The sequence below is a fragment of the Leptolyngbya sp. KIOST-1 genome (genome assembly GCF_000763385.1).
In the GTDB taxonomy this organism is placed as follows: Bacteria; Cyanobacteriota; Cyanobacteriia; order Phormidesmidales; family Phormidesmidaceae; genus Nodosilinea.
Window position 1 is genome coordinate 3,370,120 of sequence record NZ_JQFA01000002.1, and the last position, 18,629, is coordinate 3,388,748.

16 protein-coding genes, 1 tRNA gene and 1 pseudogene are annotated in these 18,629 nt (G+C 57.8%); 12 read left to right on the plus strand and 6 right to left on the minus strand.

Features of this window, described 5'->3' with window-relative positions; genetic code table 11:
* The first annotated feature begins 113 nt into the window (after window positions 1-113).
* The 6 genes from NF78_RS14855 to NF78_RS14880 all read left to right on the plus strand — a co-directional run bounded on the left by NF78_RS14855 (window position 114) and on the right by NF78_RS14880 (window position 5,671).
* Window positions 114-1,799, plus strand: a complete 1,686-nt coding sequence (locus tag NF78_RS14855; RefSeq protein ID WP_052050510.1) for an arylsulfatase — start codon at window positions 114-116, stop codon at window positions 1,797-1,799.
* Between the two features lie 215 nt (window positions 1,800-2,014).
* Window positions 2,015-2,698 (plus strand): hypothetical protein, encoded by a 684-nt coding sequence (locus NF78_RS14860; RefSeq protein ID WP_035989862.1) that lies wholly within the window; start codon window positions 2,015-2,017, stop codon window positions 2,696-2,698.
* A 128-nt stretch (window positions 2,699-2,826) separates the two neighbouring features.
* Window positions 2,827-3,363, plus strand: a complete 537-nt coding sequence (locus NF78_RS14865; RefSeq protein WP_072016088.1) for a YqhA family protein — start codon at window positions 2,827-2,829, stop codon at window positions 3,361-3,363.
* Complete coding sequence (locus tag NF78_RS14870; RefSeq protein ID WP_156119844.1) at window positions 3,363-4,820, plus strand: MFS transporter; 1,458 nt, start codon at window positions 3,363-3,365, stop codon at window positions 4,818-4,820. The genes NF78_RS14865 and NF78_RS14870 overlap by 1 nt, the downstream gene beginning before the upstream one ends.
* A 3-nt stretch (window positions 4,821-4,823) precedes the next feature.
* Entirely contained in the window at window positions 4,824-5,285 is a 462-nt protein-coding gene (locus NF78_RS14875) for a DUF1622 domain-containing protein (protein WP_072016089.1), read from the plus strand.
* Window positions 5,282-5,671, plus strand: coding sequence for a YidH family protein (locus tag NF78_RS14880; RefSeq protein ID WP_081972636.1), 390 nt, complete (start codon window positions 5,282-5,284; stop codon window positions 5,669-5,671). Before NF78_RS14875 ends, NF78_RS14880 begins: the two co-directional genes overlap by 4 nt.
* 17 nt (window positions 5,672-5,688) lie before the next feature.
* Here the strand turns inward: NF78_RS14880 and NF78_RS14885 are convergent, their stop codons facing one another.
* On the minus strand, window positions 5,689-6,093 hold the full coding sequence (locus NF78_RS14885; RefSeq protein ID WP_052050672.1) for a YidH family protein: 405 nt from the start codon (window positions 6,091-6,093) through the stop codon (window positions 5,689-5,691).
* Window positions 6,094-6,283: 190 nt separating this feature from the next.
* Between NF78_RS14885 and NF78_RS14890 the strand changes: the two genes are divergently transcribed.
* The 3 genes from NF78_RS14890 to NF78_RS14900 all read left to right on the plus strand — a co-directional run bounded on the left by NF78_RS14890 (window position 6,284) and on the right by NF78_RS14900 (window position 9,643).
* A complete protein-coding gene (locus NF78_RS14890; RefSeq protein ID WP_035987538.1) occupies window positions 6,284-6,673 on the plus strand; it encodes a YidH family protein in 390 nt (129 codons plus the stop codon).
* 208 nt (window positions 6,674-6,881) lie between these two features.
* Window positions 6,882-8,438, plus strand: coding sequence for a DUF202 domain-containing protein (locus NF78_RS28320; RefSeq protein WP_197064845.1), 1,557 nt, complete (start codon window positions 6,882-6,884; stop codon window positions 8,436-8,438).
* Window positions 8,439-8,656: 218 nt separating this feature from the next.
* The gene (locus tag NF78_RS14900; protein WP_035987540.1) at window positions 8,657-9,643 is read left to right on the plus strand and encodes a formylglycine-generating enzyme family protein; all 987 of its coding nucleotides are present in this window, start codon (window positions 8,657-8,659) and stop codon (window positions 9,641-9,643) included.
* 225 nt (window positions 9,644-9,868) lie between these two features.
* Here the strand turns inward: NF78_RS14900 and NF78_RS14905 are convergent.
* From NF78_RS14905 to NF78_RS14925, 5 genes are all read right to left on the minus strand, one after another.
* Window positions 9,869-9,942, minus strand: a tRNA-Val gene (locus tag NF78_RS14905).
* Window positions 9,943-10,623: 681 nt separating this feature from the next.
* The gene (locus NF78_RS31190; RefSeq protein ID WP_156119775.1) at window positions 10,624-11,034 is read right to left on the minus strand and encodes a hypothetical protein; all 411 of its coding nucleotides are present in this window, start codon (window positions 11,032-11,034) and stop codon (window positions 10,624-10,626) included.
* An 843-nt stretch (window positions 11,035-11,877) separates the two neighbouring features.
* Entirely contained in the window at window positions 11,878-13,122 is a 1,245-nt protein-coding gene (locus NF78_RS14915; protein ID WP_052050516.1) for a SpoIID/LytB domain-containing protein, read from the minus strand.
* 191 nt (window positions 13,123-13,313) lie between these two features.
* Window positions 13,314-14,672, minus strand: coding sequence for an N-acetylmuramoyl-L-alanine amidase (locus NF78_RS14920; RefSeq protein WP_035987542.1), 1,359 nt, complete (start codon window positions 14,670-14,672; stop codon window positions 13,314-13,316).
* A 337-nt stretch (window positions 14,673-15,009) separates the two neighbouring features.
* The gene (locus NF78_RS14925; protein ID WP_035987544.1) at window positions 15,010-15,501 is read right to left on the minus strand and encodes a GNAT family N-acetyltransferase; all 492 of its coding nucleotides are present in this window, start codon (window positions 15,499-15,501) and stop codon (window positions 15,010-15,012) included.
* A 143-nt stretch (window positions 15,502-15,644) separates the two neighbouring features.
* Between NF78_RS14925 and rmuC the strand changes: the two genes are divergently transcribed.
* From rmuC to NF78_RS32445, 3 genes and pseudogenes are all read left to right on the plus strand, one after another.
* Window positions 15,645-17,171 carry a DNA recombination protein RmuC gene (gene rmuC / locus NF78_RS14930; protein ID WP_052050518.1) on the plus strand — a complete coding sequence of 509 codons (1,527 nt, stop codon included), beginning with the start codon at window positions 15,645-15,647 and terminating at the stop codon, window positions 17,169-17,171.
* Between the two features lie 167 nt (window positions 17,172-17,338).
* Entirely contained in the window at window positions 17,339-18,010 is a 672-nt protein-coding gene (locus NF78_RS14935) for a hypothetical protein (protein ID WP_035987547.1), read from the plus strand.
* A gap of 144 nt (window positions 18,011-18,154) precedes the next feature.
* Window positions 18,155-18,319, plus strand: a pseudogene (locus NF78_RS32445) (DUF6444 domain-containing protein); the annotation flags it as partial.
* Between the last annotated feature and the right edge of the window lie 310 nt (window positions 18,320-18,629).

Genomic DNA, 18,629 nt, shown 5'->3' on the forward strand with positions numbered 1-18,629 from the left:
AACTTGCGTTTTTTGAACAGTGAGGCCGAAACGGTCAGCGTACAATCCTCCCAATACCTTTGATTTGAGCATGTTTGTTGATTTAAGAACCTTGAAATGGAGCTACTAGCCCTATGAGAAAACCCCCTTCTCAGGACTGGCGCAGCGGGATATTTGGCCTCCCTCGCCTCTTGACTCGATTGATTGCCGGAGCGTTGGTTGGCGCGATCGCACTGGCCCCTTCCGCTTGGCTGGGACTAGGGACTGGTGAGGCGATCGCAGCCCCCTTCTCTTCGACCAGTGCTGCCCCCGCCTCGGCGGCGACAGCGGCCCCCACCAAGCCCAACATCGTGGTGATCTGGGGCGATGACATCGGCCAGAGCGACCTCAGCGCCTACACCAAAGGGCTAATGGGCTTCCATACCCCCAACATCGATCGCATCGCCGAGGAAGGGGTGCTCTTTACCGACTACTACGGTGAACAAAGCTGCACCGCCGGACGCGCCGCCTTCATCACCGGGCAGAGCGTGTTTCGCACCGGGCTGAGCAAAGTCGGTCTACCCGGTGCCGATCTGGGGCTGCGTTCCGAAGACCCCACCATTGCCGAACTGCTGAAGGCCCAGGGCTACGCCACGGCCCAGTTTGGCAAAAATCACCTGGGCGACAAGGACGAATTTTTGCCCACAGCCCACGGCTTCGATGAATTCTACGGCAACCTCTACCACCTCAATGCCGAAGAAGAGCCGGAACTGCCTGACTACCCCAGCTCCAAGGATTTTCCCAACTTTGCCAAGCGCTTTGGCCCCCGGGGGGTGCTGCACACCTTCGCCGATGGCCGCATAGAAGACACCGGCCCCCTGACCAAAAAGCGGATGGAAACCATCGACGACGACATCGCCGATCGCTCTGTGGAGTACCTGAAAAAGCAGGCGGCAGCGGGGCAACCCTTCTTTATGTGGACGAACTTCACCCACATGCACTTCCGCACCCACCCCAAGGCCGAAAGCGTGGGGCAGGCCGGACGCTGGCAATCGCCCTACCACGATGTGATGGTGGACCACGATCAGAACGTTGGACAGATCCTAGATGCGTTAGATGAACTGGGACTGGCCGAAAACACCATTGTCTTTTACAGCACCGACAACGGCCCCCACATGAACTCCTGGCCCGATGCCGCCATGACCCCCTTCCGCAATGAGAAAAACTCCGGCTGGGAAGGGGCGTTTCGGATTCCTGCCATGGTGCGCTGGCCGGGGCACATCGAACCGGGCACCGTGTCGAACGACATCATGTCTCACCTGGACTGGATGCCCACCTTCCTGGCCGCCGCCGGAGCCCCAGACGTGAAGGACAAGCTGCTCAACGGGTACAAGGCCGCTGGTCGCAACTTCAAGGTGCATTTAGACGGCTATAACCAGTTGCCTTACCTGACCGGCCAAACCCGCGAAAACCCCCGCCAGGAGTTCTTTTATTTCTCGGACGACGGCGATCTGCTGGCCATGCGCTACGACAACTGGAAGCTGCATTTCAAAGTGCAGGATGCCCCCGGTACCCTGGATGTCTGGCAGCGGGACTTTCGGCCCCTGCGCTTTCCCTACATCTTTAACCTGAGGACAGATCCCTACGAACGGGCGACCTTGACCTCAAACACCTACTGGGACTGGATTTTGGATCACATCTTCCTGCTGGTGCCCGCCCAGGGCAAGGTGGCAGAATTTCTCTCCACCTTTAAGCAGTATCCGCCCCGCCAAAAAGCCGCCAGCTTCACGGTGGATCAGGTGCTAGAGCAACTGCAATCCATTCCCCCCGGCAGCAGCTAATGGCCCAGAGAGAGCCCAGGCCCAGGAAAGATCCCAGGGTTCTTCCTGCATAATGACGCCATGGTTTGTGGTTAGGCAAAGAACCCTGGGATCTGGGCACCCCAGGAGAGATCCCAGGGTTCTTCCTGCATAATGACGCCATGGTTTATGGCTTGGCCAAGAACCCTGGGATCTGAGCCACCTCCATGATGGCCTTTCACCCCGACGCTCCCCCCATGACATCCGATACCCCGCTTCCCCCCCGCCCTCGCCTCAGAGCCCCCAAAGCTGCGGCCATTGCCGGGATTTTGTTTTCGGTTTTGCTGATCGTCAGTTCGGCTCTGATCTTGCTGGCGACCCCACCCACACCCCTGGGCACTGAGACCGGACTGCTGAGCCAAACGCCCGCCGTGCTGCTGGCGCTAAACCTGGTGCCCTTTGCTGGCATTGCCTTCCTGTGGTTTATGGGGGTGGTGCGCGACGTGCTGGGGGAGCGGGAAGACCAATTCTTTGCCACGGTGTTTCTGGGCAGCGGCCTGCTATTTGTGGCCATGCTGTTTGTCAGCTCAGCGGTGACCGGCAGTCTGCTTTTGCTCACCAGCCGACTCTCCGAAGGAGAACTGCTTACGGTCTACGACCTAGGCCGCCTCATCGCCCGCGAAACCCTCAGCACCTACAGTATTCGCATGGCCGGGGTGTTTATGATTTCTAGCTGCACCCTGTTTCTGCGCACGGGGGTTATTCCCCGCTGGACGGCCTGGTTGGGCTTTGGGTTCGCCGCCATCATGCTGCTTAGAATTGGCTACATCAACAGCTTGGGCTGGGTAATGCTGCTGTTCCCCCTGTGGGTGCTGCTGGTCAGCCTCCACATTCTGACGGAAAGCTACACCCATCGCTCCGACAATTTTTCCCAGGGTTAGAGCAAGTCCATCGGTGGCCGTAGATTTTGTTAGGTTCCGCTTTGCTCACCTAACCTACAGATCGACAGATCACTAACCTCAATCCATCTATGCTCGACCCTTCCCCATCTCCCCACCCGATAACCACCATGCCCCGCTTGGTCATGGCGATCCGCTGGACTCGTTTTATGAGCGTGCTGGCGGTGATCTCATCCTTGATTGGAGCCTTGCTGATGTTTTGGATTGGCACGGTCAACACCCTAAAAGCCGTTCTGTTAGTCATTAATGCCGAGGAATCGATGGTAGAGGGGAGCCGCATTTCCACCACCGAACTCGCCACCCTGGAGCTATTGGAATGCCTGGACAGCTTTCTGGTAGGGCTTGCATTTTTATACTTCGCCTATGGCATTTACTCGCTGTTTATTCAGCTTGGCAAATCTGATACGGATTCGGGTACTTGGACCAAGCTGGGGGGAATCAGCACCCTAAAAAAGACCTTGATGGAGGTGCTGATTGTGCTGCTAACGGTGGTTTTTGTGAAGGGCCTGCTAGAACGGCTATCGTTTCGGGGGCTGGAGTGGACGTATATGGTAATTCCCCTCTCGATTTTGGCCCTGGCTGCCAGTACCCGCCTGCTGCAATTTGAAGGCGCTGAGGCGGCGAAGACAAAGGAGGCTGACGAATGATGGCAACCGTTGCCCCCAGTTCCTTTGAACAGCGGTTGGACAATGCCCCCCTGACCCGGGCCATGGGGCTGCTGTGGCTGCTGTCGGCGGGGCTGATTGCATTGGATGGCTTTGACTTTTTCGTCATCGGCGTTGCCCTGCCCTTTCTCAAGCGGGATTTTGGCCTGGATGCGGTGACCGTGGGGGCGGTGGCCACGGCAGCGGTGGTGGGGTCGCTGGTGGGGTCGCTCACCCTGGGGCCAATCACCGATCGCGTGGGGCGCAAGCCGATGCTGATCGTCGATGTGGTGCTGTTTGTGGTGGCCACGGCGGGCACGGCCCTGGCCTGGAATGCCGCTTCGCTGATCGCCTTTCGGTTTTTGGTGGGGGTGGCGATCGGGGCCGATTACCCGATCAGCGTTGCCTACATCACCGAGAACGTGCCCGCCCGGTGGCGGGGGCGCCTGGTGATTGGGGCCTTTACCTTTCAGGCGGTGGGGGCCATGGTGGGGGCGCTGACGGGGGTGGTGGTGATTCACCTGTTTCAGGTGCTGTACGCCGACCCAGAACCGCTGGCGGTGCAGTATGCCTGGCGCTGGATGCTGGGGGTGGGGGTGGCCCTGGCGGTTGTCGTCGCGGCGGTGCGGCTGGCGGTACAGCTCGAAAGCCCCCGCTACTACATCAGCCGAGGTGAGTATGCCGAGGCTTCGGCCGCGGCCAGCCAGCTTTTGGGGGAACCCGTTGTGATCACCGCCGAGCATGAACCACCCCCCGAGACCGAACCGGCGAGCCTGGCCACGCTGTTTACCCCCCTCCATCGGCGCAGCACCCTATTGGCCTCGCTGCCCTGGTTTTTGCAGGACATCGCCACCTACGGCATCGGCATCTTTACCCCCACCATCATTGCCCTGCTGGCCCTGGCCACGGAAACCGACTTCATGGCCAGGGAAATGGCCTCGGCCCAGGGGGCGGCTGTGGTGGATGTGTTTTTGATTGTCGGTTTTCTCTGCGCCGTGGCTCTGGTGGAACGGCTGGGGCGGATCCGCTTGCAAATCATCGGCTTTGGGGGCATGGCCGTGGGGCTGTTGCTGCTGGCGGCCTCGGGGCTGGTGACTTCGGGTAGCGGGGCGGAAATCGGGCTGGTGTTGGCCGGGTTTCTGGTGTTCAACCTGTTGATGAACGCTGGCCCCAACGCCACCACCTTTCTGCTGTCGGGGGAGGTGTTTCCCACCCGTCTGCGAGCTACCGGGGCGGGGTTTGCGGCGGCCTTTGCCAAGGCGGGGGCGGTGCTGGGCACCTTTGTGCTGCCCGTTTTAGGTAAATCTTGGGGGCTGCCGCCCCTGCTGGCGGGACTGGCGGTGGTTTGTGGGCTGGCGGCGGTGCTCACCTACCGCTTCCGCATTGAAACCACCGGTCAATCCTTAGAGGCGGTGCAGGACTGGGAGCGATCGCTATCCTTTACCCCCCCAGGAGGTTAAACCATGCCCTGGTTAGAGCCCCTTGAAACCCTTTCCGTTACCTTGGCCACCCTAGGGGGAAGCCTGCTGGAATTCTTGGGTATACTCTGCATTTTTGTGGGCATTTTTGCCACCGCTCGGCTGGCGATCAAAATCCTGCGACACCGCAAACGGGTGGTGCTGCCCTTTGTGCAAATTCGACTGAAGTTTGGCCTGTGGCTGGCCCTGGCGCTGGAATTTCAGCTGGGGGCCGATATCTTGAGTACTGCGATCGCCCCCAGCAACGACGCCCTGATTCGCCTCTCGGTGATTGCGGTCATCCGAACCTTCCTAAACTACTTTTTGAATAAAGAAATTGAGGCTCAACTGGAATTTCGTGAACGGGCGATCGCCCACAACCATCCACCCCTATTTTTGATCGATAGCCCGACGGAGTTTATGGAAATTCCTCGGGATGACAGTAAGCCCCACTCTCCCCAACCATGACTGTTACAATGACCGATTTCAACCCCCAAGACGAACTGGCCCGCGAGCGCAACCACCTAGCCGCCGATCGATCGCTGCTGTCCTTTGTGCGCAGCAGCCTCACCTTGATCGGTATTGGGGTGGCGGTGGATCAAGTGGTCAGTGCCATCGCCCCCAGCGGACGTTTTATTGATATCTGGGCCTACATCCTTAGTCTGCTGCTGCTGGGTTTGGGCGTCGTTACCCTGGCCCTCGCCATCCGTGACCACCAGGGCGAAATGCAACGGCTAAAAGCCCCAGTGTATCGCTATACTCCCCGCTGGCCTCTGGGGGCGACCACGGGCCTCCTGACGCTGATCATCGGCACTTTGGCCTTCTTCTGGTTAGGGTTTCAGCTATGGCTATGAAGCACGGCTGTAGGGCCCTAAATCAAAAATAGGACGGTCACCAGCCCGGCGATGCCCAAAATCACAATGCCGGTGACGACGATTTGGTTCATCTCCTTCACTGATAGCATTAAATAATCGGGGTTTTCAATGCTTTTAATCGCCAACCGATGTTGTATTAACCCTATGGCCAGAAGGACTAAGCCCACCCCCACAAAACCCATTCCAATCAGCGTTGCGGTCTCTCTGGTGATGGCCGGTTCCATGGCGGGAAATCGCCACCGCAGGCTGCGAAAAATCTGGTCGAAGGCAACCCCAAAACCGATCAAGCTGAGACAAATTCCCAACCAGGCATTGATAGTTCTTTCCGCTGCCGCCCGATTGCGCTCCTTCGCCAATTCGTTAGTTGGATTCAGTGGTTTTTGAGGCATCGGATTGGCCATCGCGCTCATTCTCCTGGCTGGTCAGAAATCACATTTCTAGTTGTCCTGAGAATAGCCCAAATTTTCCCTGACTCAAAAATTCAGCGTTCAAAATTCAAAATTCAAAGTCTCCCACCACCCCCATTCCCCCCCTAGGGCGGACACACGGGTCCGCCCCTACGTCCCCACCACCCCACCACCCCATCACCCCATGACCCAGCCCAACCCCGCCACCGAACTCGCCAAAGAACGCAACCGCGCTGCCGCAGAACGCACCCTGATGGCCTGGATTCGCACCTCCCTGGCCCTGATTGGCTTTGGCTTTGGGATTGAGCGGATTGTCGCCGCGATCTACGCAGCCCTGGGCGATGTCGTCAACCCGCTGCGGCTGTCGCGCATTTTGGGCCTCTCCTTCGTGGCTTTGGGCACCTTTGCCATGCTGTTCGCCGCCCTCGACCACCAGCGCCAGCTCAAACGCATCCAGCGCAACGACTTAATCTACCAATCCCGCCAGTCCCCTTCCCTGGTGGTGGCTTACGTGCTCACCGGGTTGGGGGCGATCGCCTTCCTCGGCATACTGATCAGCCCGCTGATTACTTAGTGAGGGGGGGGATGGGTGTATGAGTGGATGAGTGGATGAGTGGATGAGTGGATGAGTGGATGAGTGGATGAGTGGATGCCACCCAGAGACAGCCCGAAACACCCCTCACTCTTCACCCTTCACCTATCACTCTTCACCCTTCACCTATCACTCTTCACCCTTCACCTCTTCACTCCTTCACCTCTTCACCCCCTACCCATCCACCCCCTTGCCCACCCACCCATCCACCCCCTACCCATCCACCCCCTACCCATCCACCCCCTACCCATCCACCCCCTACCCATCCACCCCCTACCCATCCACCCCCTACCCATCCACCCCCATGCTCCCCACCGAACCCCCGACCCCTCTACCGAGTAACAATGAGCTGGCCATGCAGCGGACCGTCATGGCCGAAAAACGAACAGAACTGGCCGAAAACCGGACAACCATGGCGGAACAGCGCACCGACCTGGCCGAAAAGCGGACGGGCCTTTCCATGGAGCGCACCGACCTGGCTGAGCTACGGACCGAACTGGCTAAGGAACGCACCCGCGCCGCCGAGGAACGCACCCTGATGGCCTGGATTCGTACCGCCCTGTCGATGATTAGCTTCGGCTTTGGCATCGATCGCCTGTTCAGCTACCTCGATCGCACCGAGACCGCCCTCAGCATCAACCGTCTGACCGAGGAGCGGGTGCTGGGGCTGAGCCTGATGACCCTGGGGCTGGTGACGCTGGTGATGGCGATTGTCAACCACTGGACAACGCTGAAAACTATTGAATCCGACGATTACAAGTATGGCCCCACCTGGTCGCAGGGCTTGGTGGTGGCTACGGTGTTGTTGTTTTTAGGGCTGGCGGCCTTCATTCCCCTGGTGGTGGGGGGCGTGCAAATGGCGGAGGTGTTCACCCTCAACAGTCGGGTGATTACCACCCTGGCGGCCCTGATCGTGTTTATTTTGATGCTCAGCCTGGGGGCGCAAACCTCGCCTAGCAGCTTTGCCACCCTGTGGCGGCAGCCCAGCCTATTGGGGCGATCGCTGCTGGCCACCCTGGTGCTGTTCCCCGTGGGGGCGGCAGTAATTGGCTATCTGGTGCTCAGTGGCGGGCATCCGGGGGTAGGGCGGGTGGCCTTGGGGTTGGCGGTATTGGCGGCGGCTCCGGGGGCACCGCTGCTGTCTCGGCGGGCCTCCATGGCGGGCAGCAATCCAGAGGTGGCCATTAGCCTACAAGTGACCCTGGCCATACTGGCGATTGTCACCACACCGCTAACGCTGTGGGTGCTGACCCAACTGTTTGCCCCCATTGACGCCAGTGCCGACTATGGGGCCATTGCCAAGCAGGTCCTCCTCGCCCAAGTTTTACCCCTAGGGCTGGGGCTAGCCCTTCGCCAATTCAGCGGCGAGCAAGCGGAAAACGTCGGCCAACTGCTGTCTACCATTGCCAGCACTCTGTTTGCGGTACTGCTAGTGTTTGCCCTAGGCATCAGCATCGTAGTGCTGCCCACCATTGCCTGGCGCGGTCTGGTGGCCATCCCGCTGATTGTGATATTCGGCCTCGCCTGCGGCCACTTTCTGGGCGGGCCCGAGATCTCGGTACGTTCCGCCATTGCCACCGGCACCATCGCCCGCAATGCCGGACTTGCCCTGTTCCTCCTCGCCGCCAATGGGGCCGGAAATGCCATTCCCACGGTGATCGCCTACGTGGTGATCGGGGCAGTGACAGCCTTCCCCTACAACGTTTGGGCCAAGCGACAACGGCAAACCGCAGAGAACCCAGCTTAGTCGGAGATCCCAGGGTTCTCAAGTCCCTTGGCCAATGGCAAAACCTCCCTTAGTTAGAACCCTGGGATCTTTAAGACCAATTTGCCTCCTTGTCTATTTTCCATCCACCTCCGCTACCATTCCTGCCCGGGCGGACACACGGGTCCGCCCCTACGCCCACCCATCCACCCGCCCACCCATCCACCCGCCCACCCATCCACCCATCCACTCATCCACCCATGCCTCTCCCCCGCTCCCTCACCCTCCTCACCCTCCTCACCCTTCTACTCTTCCCCCTCCCCTCCCTCGCGGACTCTTACCCCTGCCCTGGGGATATGGTCTACATCCCTGGGGGCACGTTCACCATGGGGGCTGAAGACTCGGACTTTGTGGAGGAAAAAATTGCCGAGGATGTCTTCGTCAGCAGTTTTTGCATCGAACCCCATGAGGTCACGAATGCCCAGTTTGCCGCCTTTGTGGCGGATACAGGCTATGTCACCGTGGCGGAGCGGCCCCTGTCTGGGGCGGAATTTTCTGATTTGTCTGAGGAGGAGCGATCGCCGGGTTCCCTGGTGTTTCAGCCGCCGGAGGAGGGCCTTCAGCAGGTGGCCTACCTGAGCTGGTGGCATTGGGTGCCGGGGGCCAACTGGCGACACCCCTACGGCCCCGATAGCGATTTGCAAGGTAAGGAGAATCATCCCGTGGTTCACATTGCCTACGAGGATGCCACGGCCTATGCCGCTTGGGCCGATCGCCAACTGCCCACCGAGGCCCAGTGGGAGTACGCCGCCAGGGGCGGGGCCGAGGGCTGGACCTACACCTGGGGCGAGCAGTACTCCGCTAAACAGGCCAATACCTGGCAGGGGTTGTTTCCCTTTTTCAACACCAAGGCCGATGGCCACCTGGGCACCGCTCCGGTGATGTCCTACCCGGCCAATGGCTATGGCCTCTACGATATGGCGGGGAATGTGTGGGAGCTGACCTCCAGCTGGTACACCGTGCTCCACGACGACCTGGCCCACCAGCATGACCCCATCGGCCCTGCCCAGGCGGCCAGCTACGATCCTAAAAAGCCCCAGGACGGAGCCACCCATGTGATCAAAGGGGGCTCTTACCTATGCGCCAAGAACTATTGCAGCCGTTACCGCCCCGCTGCCCGGGAATCCCAAGCGGTGGATACCGGTACTACCCATGTGGGGTTTCGGTTGGTGAAGGCGATCGCCTAAATCGCCCTCTCCGGCAGGCCACCTGAGGCACATCCAACCGTCTATACTCTCGGTTGAATCGTCATCGTTGGCAGGTTTGGCCGTTTCAGATATTCACTCTGTCCCTGTCGAGGCGCTCAAACCTTCATGACTTCGTTTAATGTGGTAAGCCCAAAGACCTTCATGGATGCGATCGTACCCAGCGTTCAATCGCTAAATGCTTTAAAACGTACGCTTTTCAGGGGATGGACGTAACTGGACTCGAACCAGTGACCCCCACGATGTCAACGTGGTGCTCTAACCAACTGAGCTATACGTCCGGGCAGACATAGAAAGTAGCATATCGGGCAGGGCGATCGCAACCTTTTCCAGGCAGGGCGGTTGGCGAAATTGCTGGAGTAAGTGTTGGAAGCTGAGAAAACAGGCATTTCAGGAGAGCAATAAGAGATATGGCTGGCAAGCGTTCTCCCAAGGAGTCGGTGTCCGTACAAGCATTGCGTGGCTGGCTGTGACTGGTATAGACGTACCAAGGGAGGCGACAGTTTGTTTATCTAGGGTTGCCCGACGATCCGATGAACAGACCTATCCGCTATAGCGATCTGCCATGATTACTGAAGAGAAGGAGAACTAAAAGCTCTGTCTGGCCAGGATGCTTATTTCACAAATCAAATAGGATTGCCGTATATCGCTAGTCAAACAAAAATCCCTCTCTATGTTTTGAAGCTTCGGAGAGGGATTTAGGTGAAAGTGTCATTTTCTAGGAGCAAGAGGCAAGGTGGGTTTCCTTAGCTCTTGTAATCAATATATCAATACTGATTATTGCGATCGTATGTATATGGCTACTCAAAAGGTTATAGGTTTCACACTACACCTAACTCGAATGAAAGTCGCTATAGTGTAAAATTTACATTTCCAATTGAAGCAGACTATAAGTAGAAACCCCTCAGAATACGCTCGCAACACCTGAGGGGTTTTTATCTGTCAGGGAGGGACTAGCTCTACTAATAGAGCACTAATTCATTCAAGATGGCAACCGTCTCAGGAACTAACTGTCGCATCAATCTAGGATTATTTATATTTGGCATACCACTGGGGTTAGGAATCATTCGGGCATCATCATTAACATAAACATAGCCAACAATTTGTTCAGTCTCTAAATCGATAGCAAAGAATATATTGCTATTAACTCCAAGCCTAACGCCGCCGAGTCCGATACGACCTTGGTATCCGCTGGGTATGGAATATAGTGATGGATTGCCATCAATGCGATCGTGGCAGATATAGTTAATGATGATACCGGGGCACCCATCAACTGGATAAGGCTCAAAGCTCTGTGCCTGAACCGGAGCAGCGATCGCGAGAGTGGCTAAGAACGTAGTTGCGATCGCACTACCCATTAAAGTTTTCAACATATATTTTTCTCCACAAAGTGGTAATAATCAGAAATTTAGTAGTGTCCGAAAAGCCGGATACATTTCATTAGTTTCTACATTGATAATCTGTGGTTCATTTAGGTATCGACCAAAATCAGTCAGCACTGTTACTCTGGCTTTTAGATAGTTGTGACCAATTGAATAAGACCACACATCGGTATAACCCATTGAATCCCGTGTAGCGTTATATCTGAGGATTCTAGATTCTTGATTTAATCGCATATAGTAAAGGACGTTGCCATCGGCGGCTGTTTGCTTTGTGATTCTGACGACAGAACCATCGTCTCCGAAAACCCCCCTTGCTCCATCTGGCCACCTATAAGTTGTAGGATTTTCGTAGAGGCCTCTAATATTTCGCCCAATCGTTAAATAATCTATTCCTTGGGAATGGGTAGTGTATTGAGAGAGCTGGCGCTGATAATTGACTTGCGTATAGGCAGGGCTAACACTGCCCCAAATACAAACCAAAGCAGTACCAAGAACCAATGGGAGTTTGAGCATACTGAGTCAAGCGAGTGCTTATACTCAAGTCTTCCCAAACGGTTCTGATGGATCAGGGCAGAAATATTGATCTTTATCAAATTAATACTTTCGCGTCAAACTCCCCTGCCGAGCAAACGGGAGAGGAGATGAGGATTTATTAAAGAGAGGCGCTTTAGAGATGCAACTGAGATACGCTAGTCGCTGTACAAAACCTGAAACGCTTCATTCTCAAGCATCTAAGAGATTACTACCCCCACGATGTCAACGTGGTGCTCTAACCAACTGAGCTATACGTCCGGGCAGACATAGAAAGTGGCACATCGGGCAGGACGATCGCAACTATAGCCCTTGAATTGAAAAAGCGGCCCTGGGTTGAAGCACCACCAGGGGCCCTGGACCCAGGGGACGCTGCGGCTCGGAGAGCTGAGCCACGCGGGCGTTGGCGAGGGCGGTGCCCTGGTAATAGTGGGTCAAAATTTGCTGGTGGTTGTGGCCGCGCAGGGCCAGTCCCCGCGCTCCCCACTGACTCATCCCCAGACCGTGGCCGAAGCCCCGGCCATCGATGCGGATGGAGTCACCGGCTATGTTGAACGAAACCAGAGTGCTGCGGAGGCCGAGGGCCTGGCGCAGTTCGGGGCCGGTGAGGGTGCGGCTGCCCTGGGTCCCCTGGAGGCGAATGGAGACCACTCGGCCCCGGGGGGTGGTGCGTTCGGTGGCGACGCTTTGCAGGTGGCCAATGCCGGTAATCCGCTGGGCCAATTGCTGGGCCGAGAATGTTTCCGACCAGCGAAACACGGGTGCCTCCTGGTCGAAGTCGGCGACGCCGCGCAGGTAGGGGCTGGGGCGCTGCCAGATGTCTTCAGAATTTTCGGTGTGACCGCCGGAGGAGGAGTGGAACACCGCCTCAACGATGCGGCCTCCGTGGGTGAGCACCTGACCCCGGGTGGCGTTCACCGCCGCCTGCACCGAAGCGGCTTCGCCTGCCAGCCCCTTGTAGACCTGGTGGGCCGTAGTGCTGCCCACATCGAACAGGTCGTTTTGAGTGCGATCGCGCCGATACAGTGCGTAGGACCGGGCCGCCACCGCCTGGGCCTTGAGCGCTTCCTGGGGCCAGCTGGCGGGCATTTCACTGCCGACCACCCCGTAGAGGTACGCTTCGATATCCACCCAATTGATGGCCGTTACTCTGCCCTCCATGGGCACGACCAGCACCCGGCCCCGGTACCATTTGTCGTTGATGAAGACGTAACCACCAACCGTAGGCTCTACCCAAAACGCCTGCCCCTGCCAGTCCGCCAGCCGCAGCCCACTCCCCGAGGGCGTAATAGTGATCGCTCGTCCCTGGGGAATTTGGCCCACCCCCTGACCCGCGCCGTTTTTGATGATTGCTGGGGTGGAGCTGCCGACTACGGCCTGGTTGAGGCGATCGCCTACGGCTACCCGCATTTCGACCGCCAGGGCTGGCAGCGCGATCAGCCACCACAGGATTGACAGGCTGAGGCTGTGCTTGAGCCCCAACCGCAGCAGCAGGAGGGCACGGCTGACCAGCAGCCCAGGGACGAGAGGTTGACGAAGTAGAGTCATCGTTGGGTGAGAAACGAATTGAACAATCGGCCTGTTCCAGGGGCTGGCATCAATTAGCTGCTGAATACCCGCAAGTCAACGGTATCATCGATGCCCAAATCCAGAACATCAGGATCCATACCCCCATGACTGTGCCGCTGTTCCCAAGTTGCTTTCCCTGAGCCAGCTTTTAAAGTGGCCCTAAAGCCGGCCTAGGGGGGCAGCACCGAGTCGTAAAGCCGCCGCAAAAAGGCCAAGATTTTGCGACCATACTCGGGGTCAGCGCTCCAGCGCCCGCTGAGCTGATCGACCAGGGGGGCGACCCCTCGCACCACAAACTGAAAGCGCGGATCGACCTGACGCTGCACCAGCGGGTCGAGGCTGGCGTAGGCTTTAAGGTGCTGAATCTGGGCCCGGACTCCCACTCGCGCACTGGGGAACGAGGCTCCCTCCATGCCGCCCGTGGGGGAACCAATGCCGCCAAAGTTGTTTTGGGCCGGGTTGAGGCTGCCGCCAAAGTTGAGGGAATTGGTTTCGACCAGCATTTGGCAAAAGGCAATGTCGTGGTTGGCTCCCTCGACCGCTGCCTCTTCGCGGTAGAGTTTGGGCAAATCGCCATAGGTATTGACGGCGGACGGGTTAACGCTTTGCAGAAACAACCTCAGCTGAGTCTCGGTGGTGCTGCCAATGCCCATAATGCGGTCCATGGCACCGGGGCAAAACTGCATGCCCGTGCGCGATCGCAGCCGCAGGGTGCGCGTGGCCGCGTCCCACCCCACCGACACGTTGTAGGTTTGCAGATCCACCGCTTTGATGTACACCACATTGGCGTAGCGAATGCGGGTGATATTGGGGGAGGTGGCTGCATTGATTCCCAGCAGATCGGCAATATCAATGGGGATATAGGAATTGTTGTTGACTATGATGCCGGTCTCTGGGTAAATGCCGCCGTTGAGGTTAATTCTAATCTCCGGCAGGTTAGTCCCTGGGGTGGTTGGAATGTCGCTGCCCACCGCCCGACTCCAAGAGGCCAGCCCGTCGGCAATGCCCAGGGCTACGTCGCGCCGCTGTCGCTGAATAATCGCCAGATCCTGGGGGTTGCTCAGGTAGCCCACCTCCATCAGCAGCGAGGGGCAGCCCAGGTTACGACAGAAGGGCAGCATCCCCGTGGGTGACTCGGTGTCGGGCCTCACACCCCGGCTAGGCAGCGAGGGCACCCGCCGCACCAGGGCCAGCAGCAGCAGTTCGGCGTGGGTGCGGCGCACCTCGTTTCTGGCAATGTAAAACACCGATGCCCCCCGCACTGACGGATCGCTAAAGGCTCCGGCATGGATCTCCAGGGCCACATCCCCAGGCCGGCAGCGGGCATTGATCCAGGCCAGGGTTTGGGCGGCACTGAGGTCGTCGGGCACAGACAGCACGGCAAAGCTGCGCGACCTGAGCTCAGCCACCACCAGATCGCGAATCTGGATCATCTCCGCCGCCTCAGTGGTTCCCGGCAGCACAATCCCAGGGTCTACCACCCCATCTTCAAACCCCCCGTGACCCGCTGAGATAAAAATCTGTGCCATATGGAACCGCATGCTTAGACGCTCTGGCCAGAATCATATCTAGGAAATGGGTAAGTGGGGTGGATGGTAGGAGGGTGGATGGGTAGGAGGGTAGGAGGGTAGGAGGGTGGATGGGTGAAGGCCACTCACAATCTCAGCCTAGTACTGCCTGGCAGAAATATGGCCACCGTTTCTGAGGATGTCAGGTCTCGGGTGTCAGGTGTCAGGTGTCAGGAATGGTTGGCTGACTTATGCCTCAGGGTACTAGCCATATATCCACCCCACTCATTTCCCCGGCCTTCCCTGCCCATCCACTCATCCACTCATCCACTCATCCACTCGCGCCCTCGCCTACTCCCTACATTTCCCCAAACGCCGCCAGCGCCTCCCCCGTCACCCGGCAGATCTGCCACTCGGGCTTAATCTCAGCGCCCATGCTCTGGTAAAACGCGATCGCGGGGGCATTCCAATCGAGCACACTCCACTCAAAGCGGCCGCAGCCCCGTTCAAGAGCCAGGTTGCCCACGTGTCGCAGCAGGGCTTTACCGATGCCCTGGCCCCGGTAGTCGGGCTGTACGAACAGGTCTTCCAGGTAGATTCCTGGCTGCATTAAAAAAGTGGAAAAGTTGTGGAAAAACAGGGCCATGCCCACGGGGGTGTCCTCGATCCAGGCGAGGACAGCCTCGGCGTAGGGACGGGGGCCAAACAGCGCCTGCTCCAGGTCCTCTGGTTTACCGGTGACTTCGTGGGCCAGCTTTTCGTAGTCGGCCAGGGCTTTGATCAGGTTTACCAGGGCAGGGATATCGGCGGGGGTGGCGGGGTGGATTTTGAGGGGGGTGGGGGTGGGCATGGGTGAAGGGATGGATGGGTAAGGGGTGGATGGGTAAGGGGTGGACTGCTGTAGTATACGTGTACCCCAGCATCCCAGGGATTAGGCTTTTGACTAATTGGGATGGGTGGGGCGGGGGCTAGTCTAGAAGAAAGGGGAGGCCAGTGACGATCGGCATTATTTTAGGCGGCATTACTGTAGGGCTGGTGCTTGGGGCGGGGGTAACGGCGCTGCTGCTAGCCAGCCGCCTGCAAACCGTGCGGGAGCGTACCAGGGCCGAGATGGCGGGCGATCGCGCCAGTCTGATCGAGCGACTGCGCCACCAGGACCAGCACATCGAGGAGCTGCGGGCTGGGCAGCGCGATATGCAGGCCCAGCTCGACTACAGCCGCCACGAGCTGCGCGACGAAGCGGCTCGCCGCGCCACCGCCGAGGCCCAGCTGAGCCGCCTAGGGGAACTGGAGAAAATGCTGGGCGATCGCGCCAGCCACCTGGCCCAAACCCAGCAGGAAAATTCTCTGCTGCGGGCCAAACTGGCCGAGCTGCAAACCCAGCTGGCCCACGCCCACAGCGCTACCCAGGAAAAAGTCGCCCTGCTCGACCAGGCCCAGCAGCGGCTGGCCCACACCTTCCAGGCGCTGTCTGCCGATGCCCTGCAGCGCAACAACCAGTCGTTTCTGGAGCTGGCCCAGGCCACGCTGTCGAGCTTTCAGACCCAGGCGGAGGGCAGCCTGCATCTGCGGCAGCAGGCGATCGACTCGCTGGTCAGCCCGCTGCGAGAGGCGCTGGACAAGGTGGACGGCAAGCTGCAAGCCCTGGAGCGCGATCGCGTGTCGGCCTACGCCAGCCTCACCGAGCAGGTCAAATCCCTGGCCATCAGCCAGAACCAGCTCCAGGGCGAAACCGCCAACCTGGTCAAGGCGCTGCGGGCACCCCAGGTGCGGGGGCGCTGGGGCGAAATGCAGCTGCGCCGCGTGGTCGAAATGGCGGGCATGATCGAATACTGCGACTTTGTGGAGCAGCCCACGGTGGAGGCCGAGGGTGGGCGGCTGCGTCCCGACATGGTGATCAAGCTGCCCAATGGACGGCAGATTATTGTTGACTCAAAAGCGCCGTTGCAGGGGTATCTGGAGTCGCTGGAAGCCACCGATGAGGGAGCCCGGCGCGATCGCCTCGTCGCCCACGCCCGCCAGGTGCGCACCCACCTCACCCAACTGGGGGCCAAGGCCTACTGGGATCAGTTCGATGACTCGCCGGAGTTTGCGGTGCTGTTCTTACCGGGGGAAACCTTCTTTAGTGCCGCCCTGGAGCACGACCCCCAACTGATCGAGTACGGCGTCAGCCAGAGCGTGATTTTGGCTACACCCACTACGCTGATTGCGCTGCTGAAAGCGATCGCCTACGGCTGGCGGCACGAAAAAATGGCCGAAAATGCCCAGATGGTCAGCGCCCTGGGCCGCGAACTGTACGATCGCATGGCCGTGCTCACCAGCCATATGGTGAAGCTGCGGCGGGGGCTCGATGCCTCGGTGAAAGCGTTTAACCAGACGGCAGGCTGCCTGGAGAGTCGGGTGCTGGTGACGACCCGCAAGTTCAAGGAGCTGGGGGCCGCCAGTGGGGAGCCGATTGAAACGCTGGAGGGGTGCGATCGCATCCCCCGCCGCCTCACAGGTGAACCGACGGAGGAGTAACCTTGCGGATCCGGCCTACTAATGAGAGATAATAAGCTGATAACTAATTCAATTGCCTGTTCAAGTTTATGGCGCTGGTTGGTTTAAGTAAGCTCCAGGTAGGTGTTAACAGGTAGGTGTTAAAAAGAATGCCCGCGAACGAGTCCTAAGGCTGAGAGAATGTATCGATGACTAGCACAATCGCAGACATCATCCGCAATGGACTGGTATTCGATGTCAAAAACTGGGGTGGCAGAATGAGGACAGGCGATCTTCTAGCGGCGGTTGATACCTTATTCGTCACGCTAGAATCTCGCCAGATTGAGTACCTGCTAGTCGGCGGCATTGCCATGCTCAGCTATATAGAAGGCCGCAACACTCAGGATATTGATTTTATTTTCTCAAAGCAGGCACTGGATAACTTGCCTGAACTGGCGATCGTAGAAGAGAATCGAGACTTTATTCGCGGTAATTTTGGTGCTTTGCAGGTCGATGTATTGCTGACGAAGAATAAGCTGTTTGAGTTGGTCAATCAACAGTACGCGGTAAAACAGCAGTTTGGGAACCGCACGATTCGTTGTGCGACTGTTGAGGGCCTCATCATACTCAAATTTTACGCTTTGCCGTCACTGTATCGTCAGGGCGACTTTAGCCGAGTCAGTCTCTACGAAAATGATATTACTCAATTGTTGTTAAAGTTTTCAGTTGAGCTAGAGCCTATTTTCACGATTCTTACTCCTTACTTACTCGAATCTGATATACAAGCCATTCAAGACACTGCTCAGGATATTCAAGCCAGAATTGAGCGGTTTAAAGTTCAGCGTCAGCAGCTGGATTCAATGTCTGATGGCAAAGAATAAGTGTAACCGTCCCAGGAATTTAACGAAGGCTTAGGGATTTTGGGCTAGGAGTCCCGGTAAGGTGAAGCGATGAGCGACGAGATCGAGATAGCTGGAATCCGAGTTCCGAGGGCCGACTGGGAAGCGACCCCCGCTAGCATCCAAATGTTAGTGCGGGTTCTGAGTGAGCGGCTGATGGCGTTGGAAGAGAAAGTCAATCAGAATTCACAGAATTCATCAAAACCACCGTCAACGGATGGCTTTGGCAAAGGTGTTAAAGCCAAAGGGAAAGGCAAGAAAGCCCCGCGAGAGCAGAGCGGGAAAACTGCTCCTCGCGAAGCTCGAAAACTATATCCCGCCGAAGATTGTCGAGCCGTCCATGAGGTGATTCCAGCTATCTCGATCTCGTCGCTCATCGCTTCACCTTACCGGGACTCCTAGCCCAAAATCCCTAAGCCTTCGTTAAATTCCTGGGACGGTTACGGTAATTCTATTGAGGGAGAGCGCAATGAGATAGTAAGACATTATATAGATAGTGTTTCTATTGAGTCAACGCTGGTAGAAAGGAATGAACTACACCAAGCAATCCCTAGAATTCTGAGCGAAAAGTTGAAGTTTTATAATCGATCACAAATAGTTG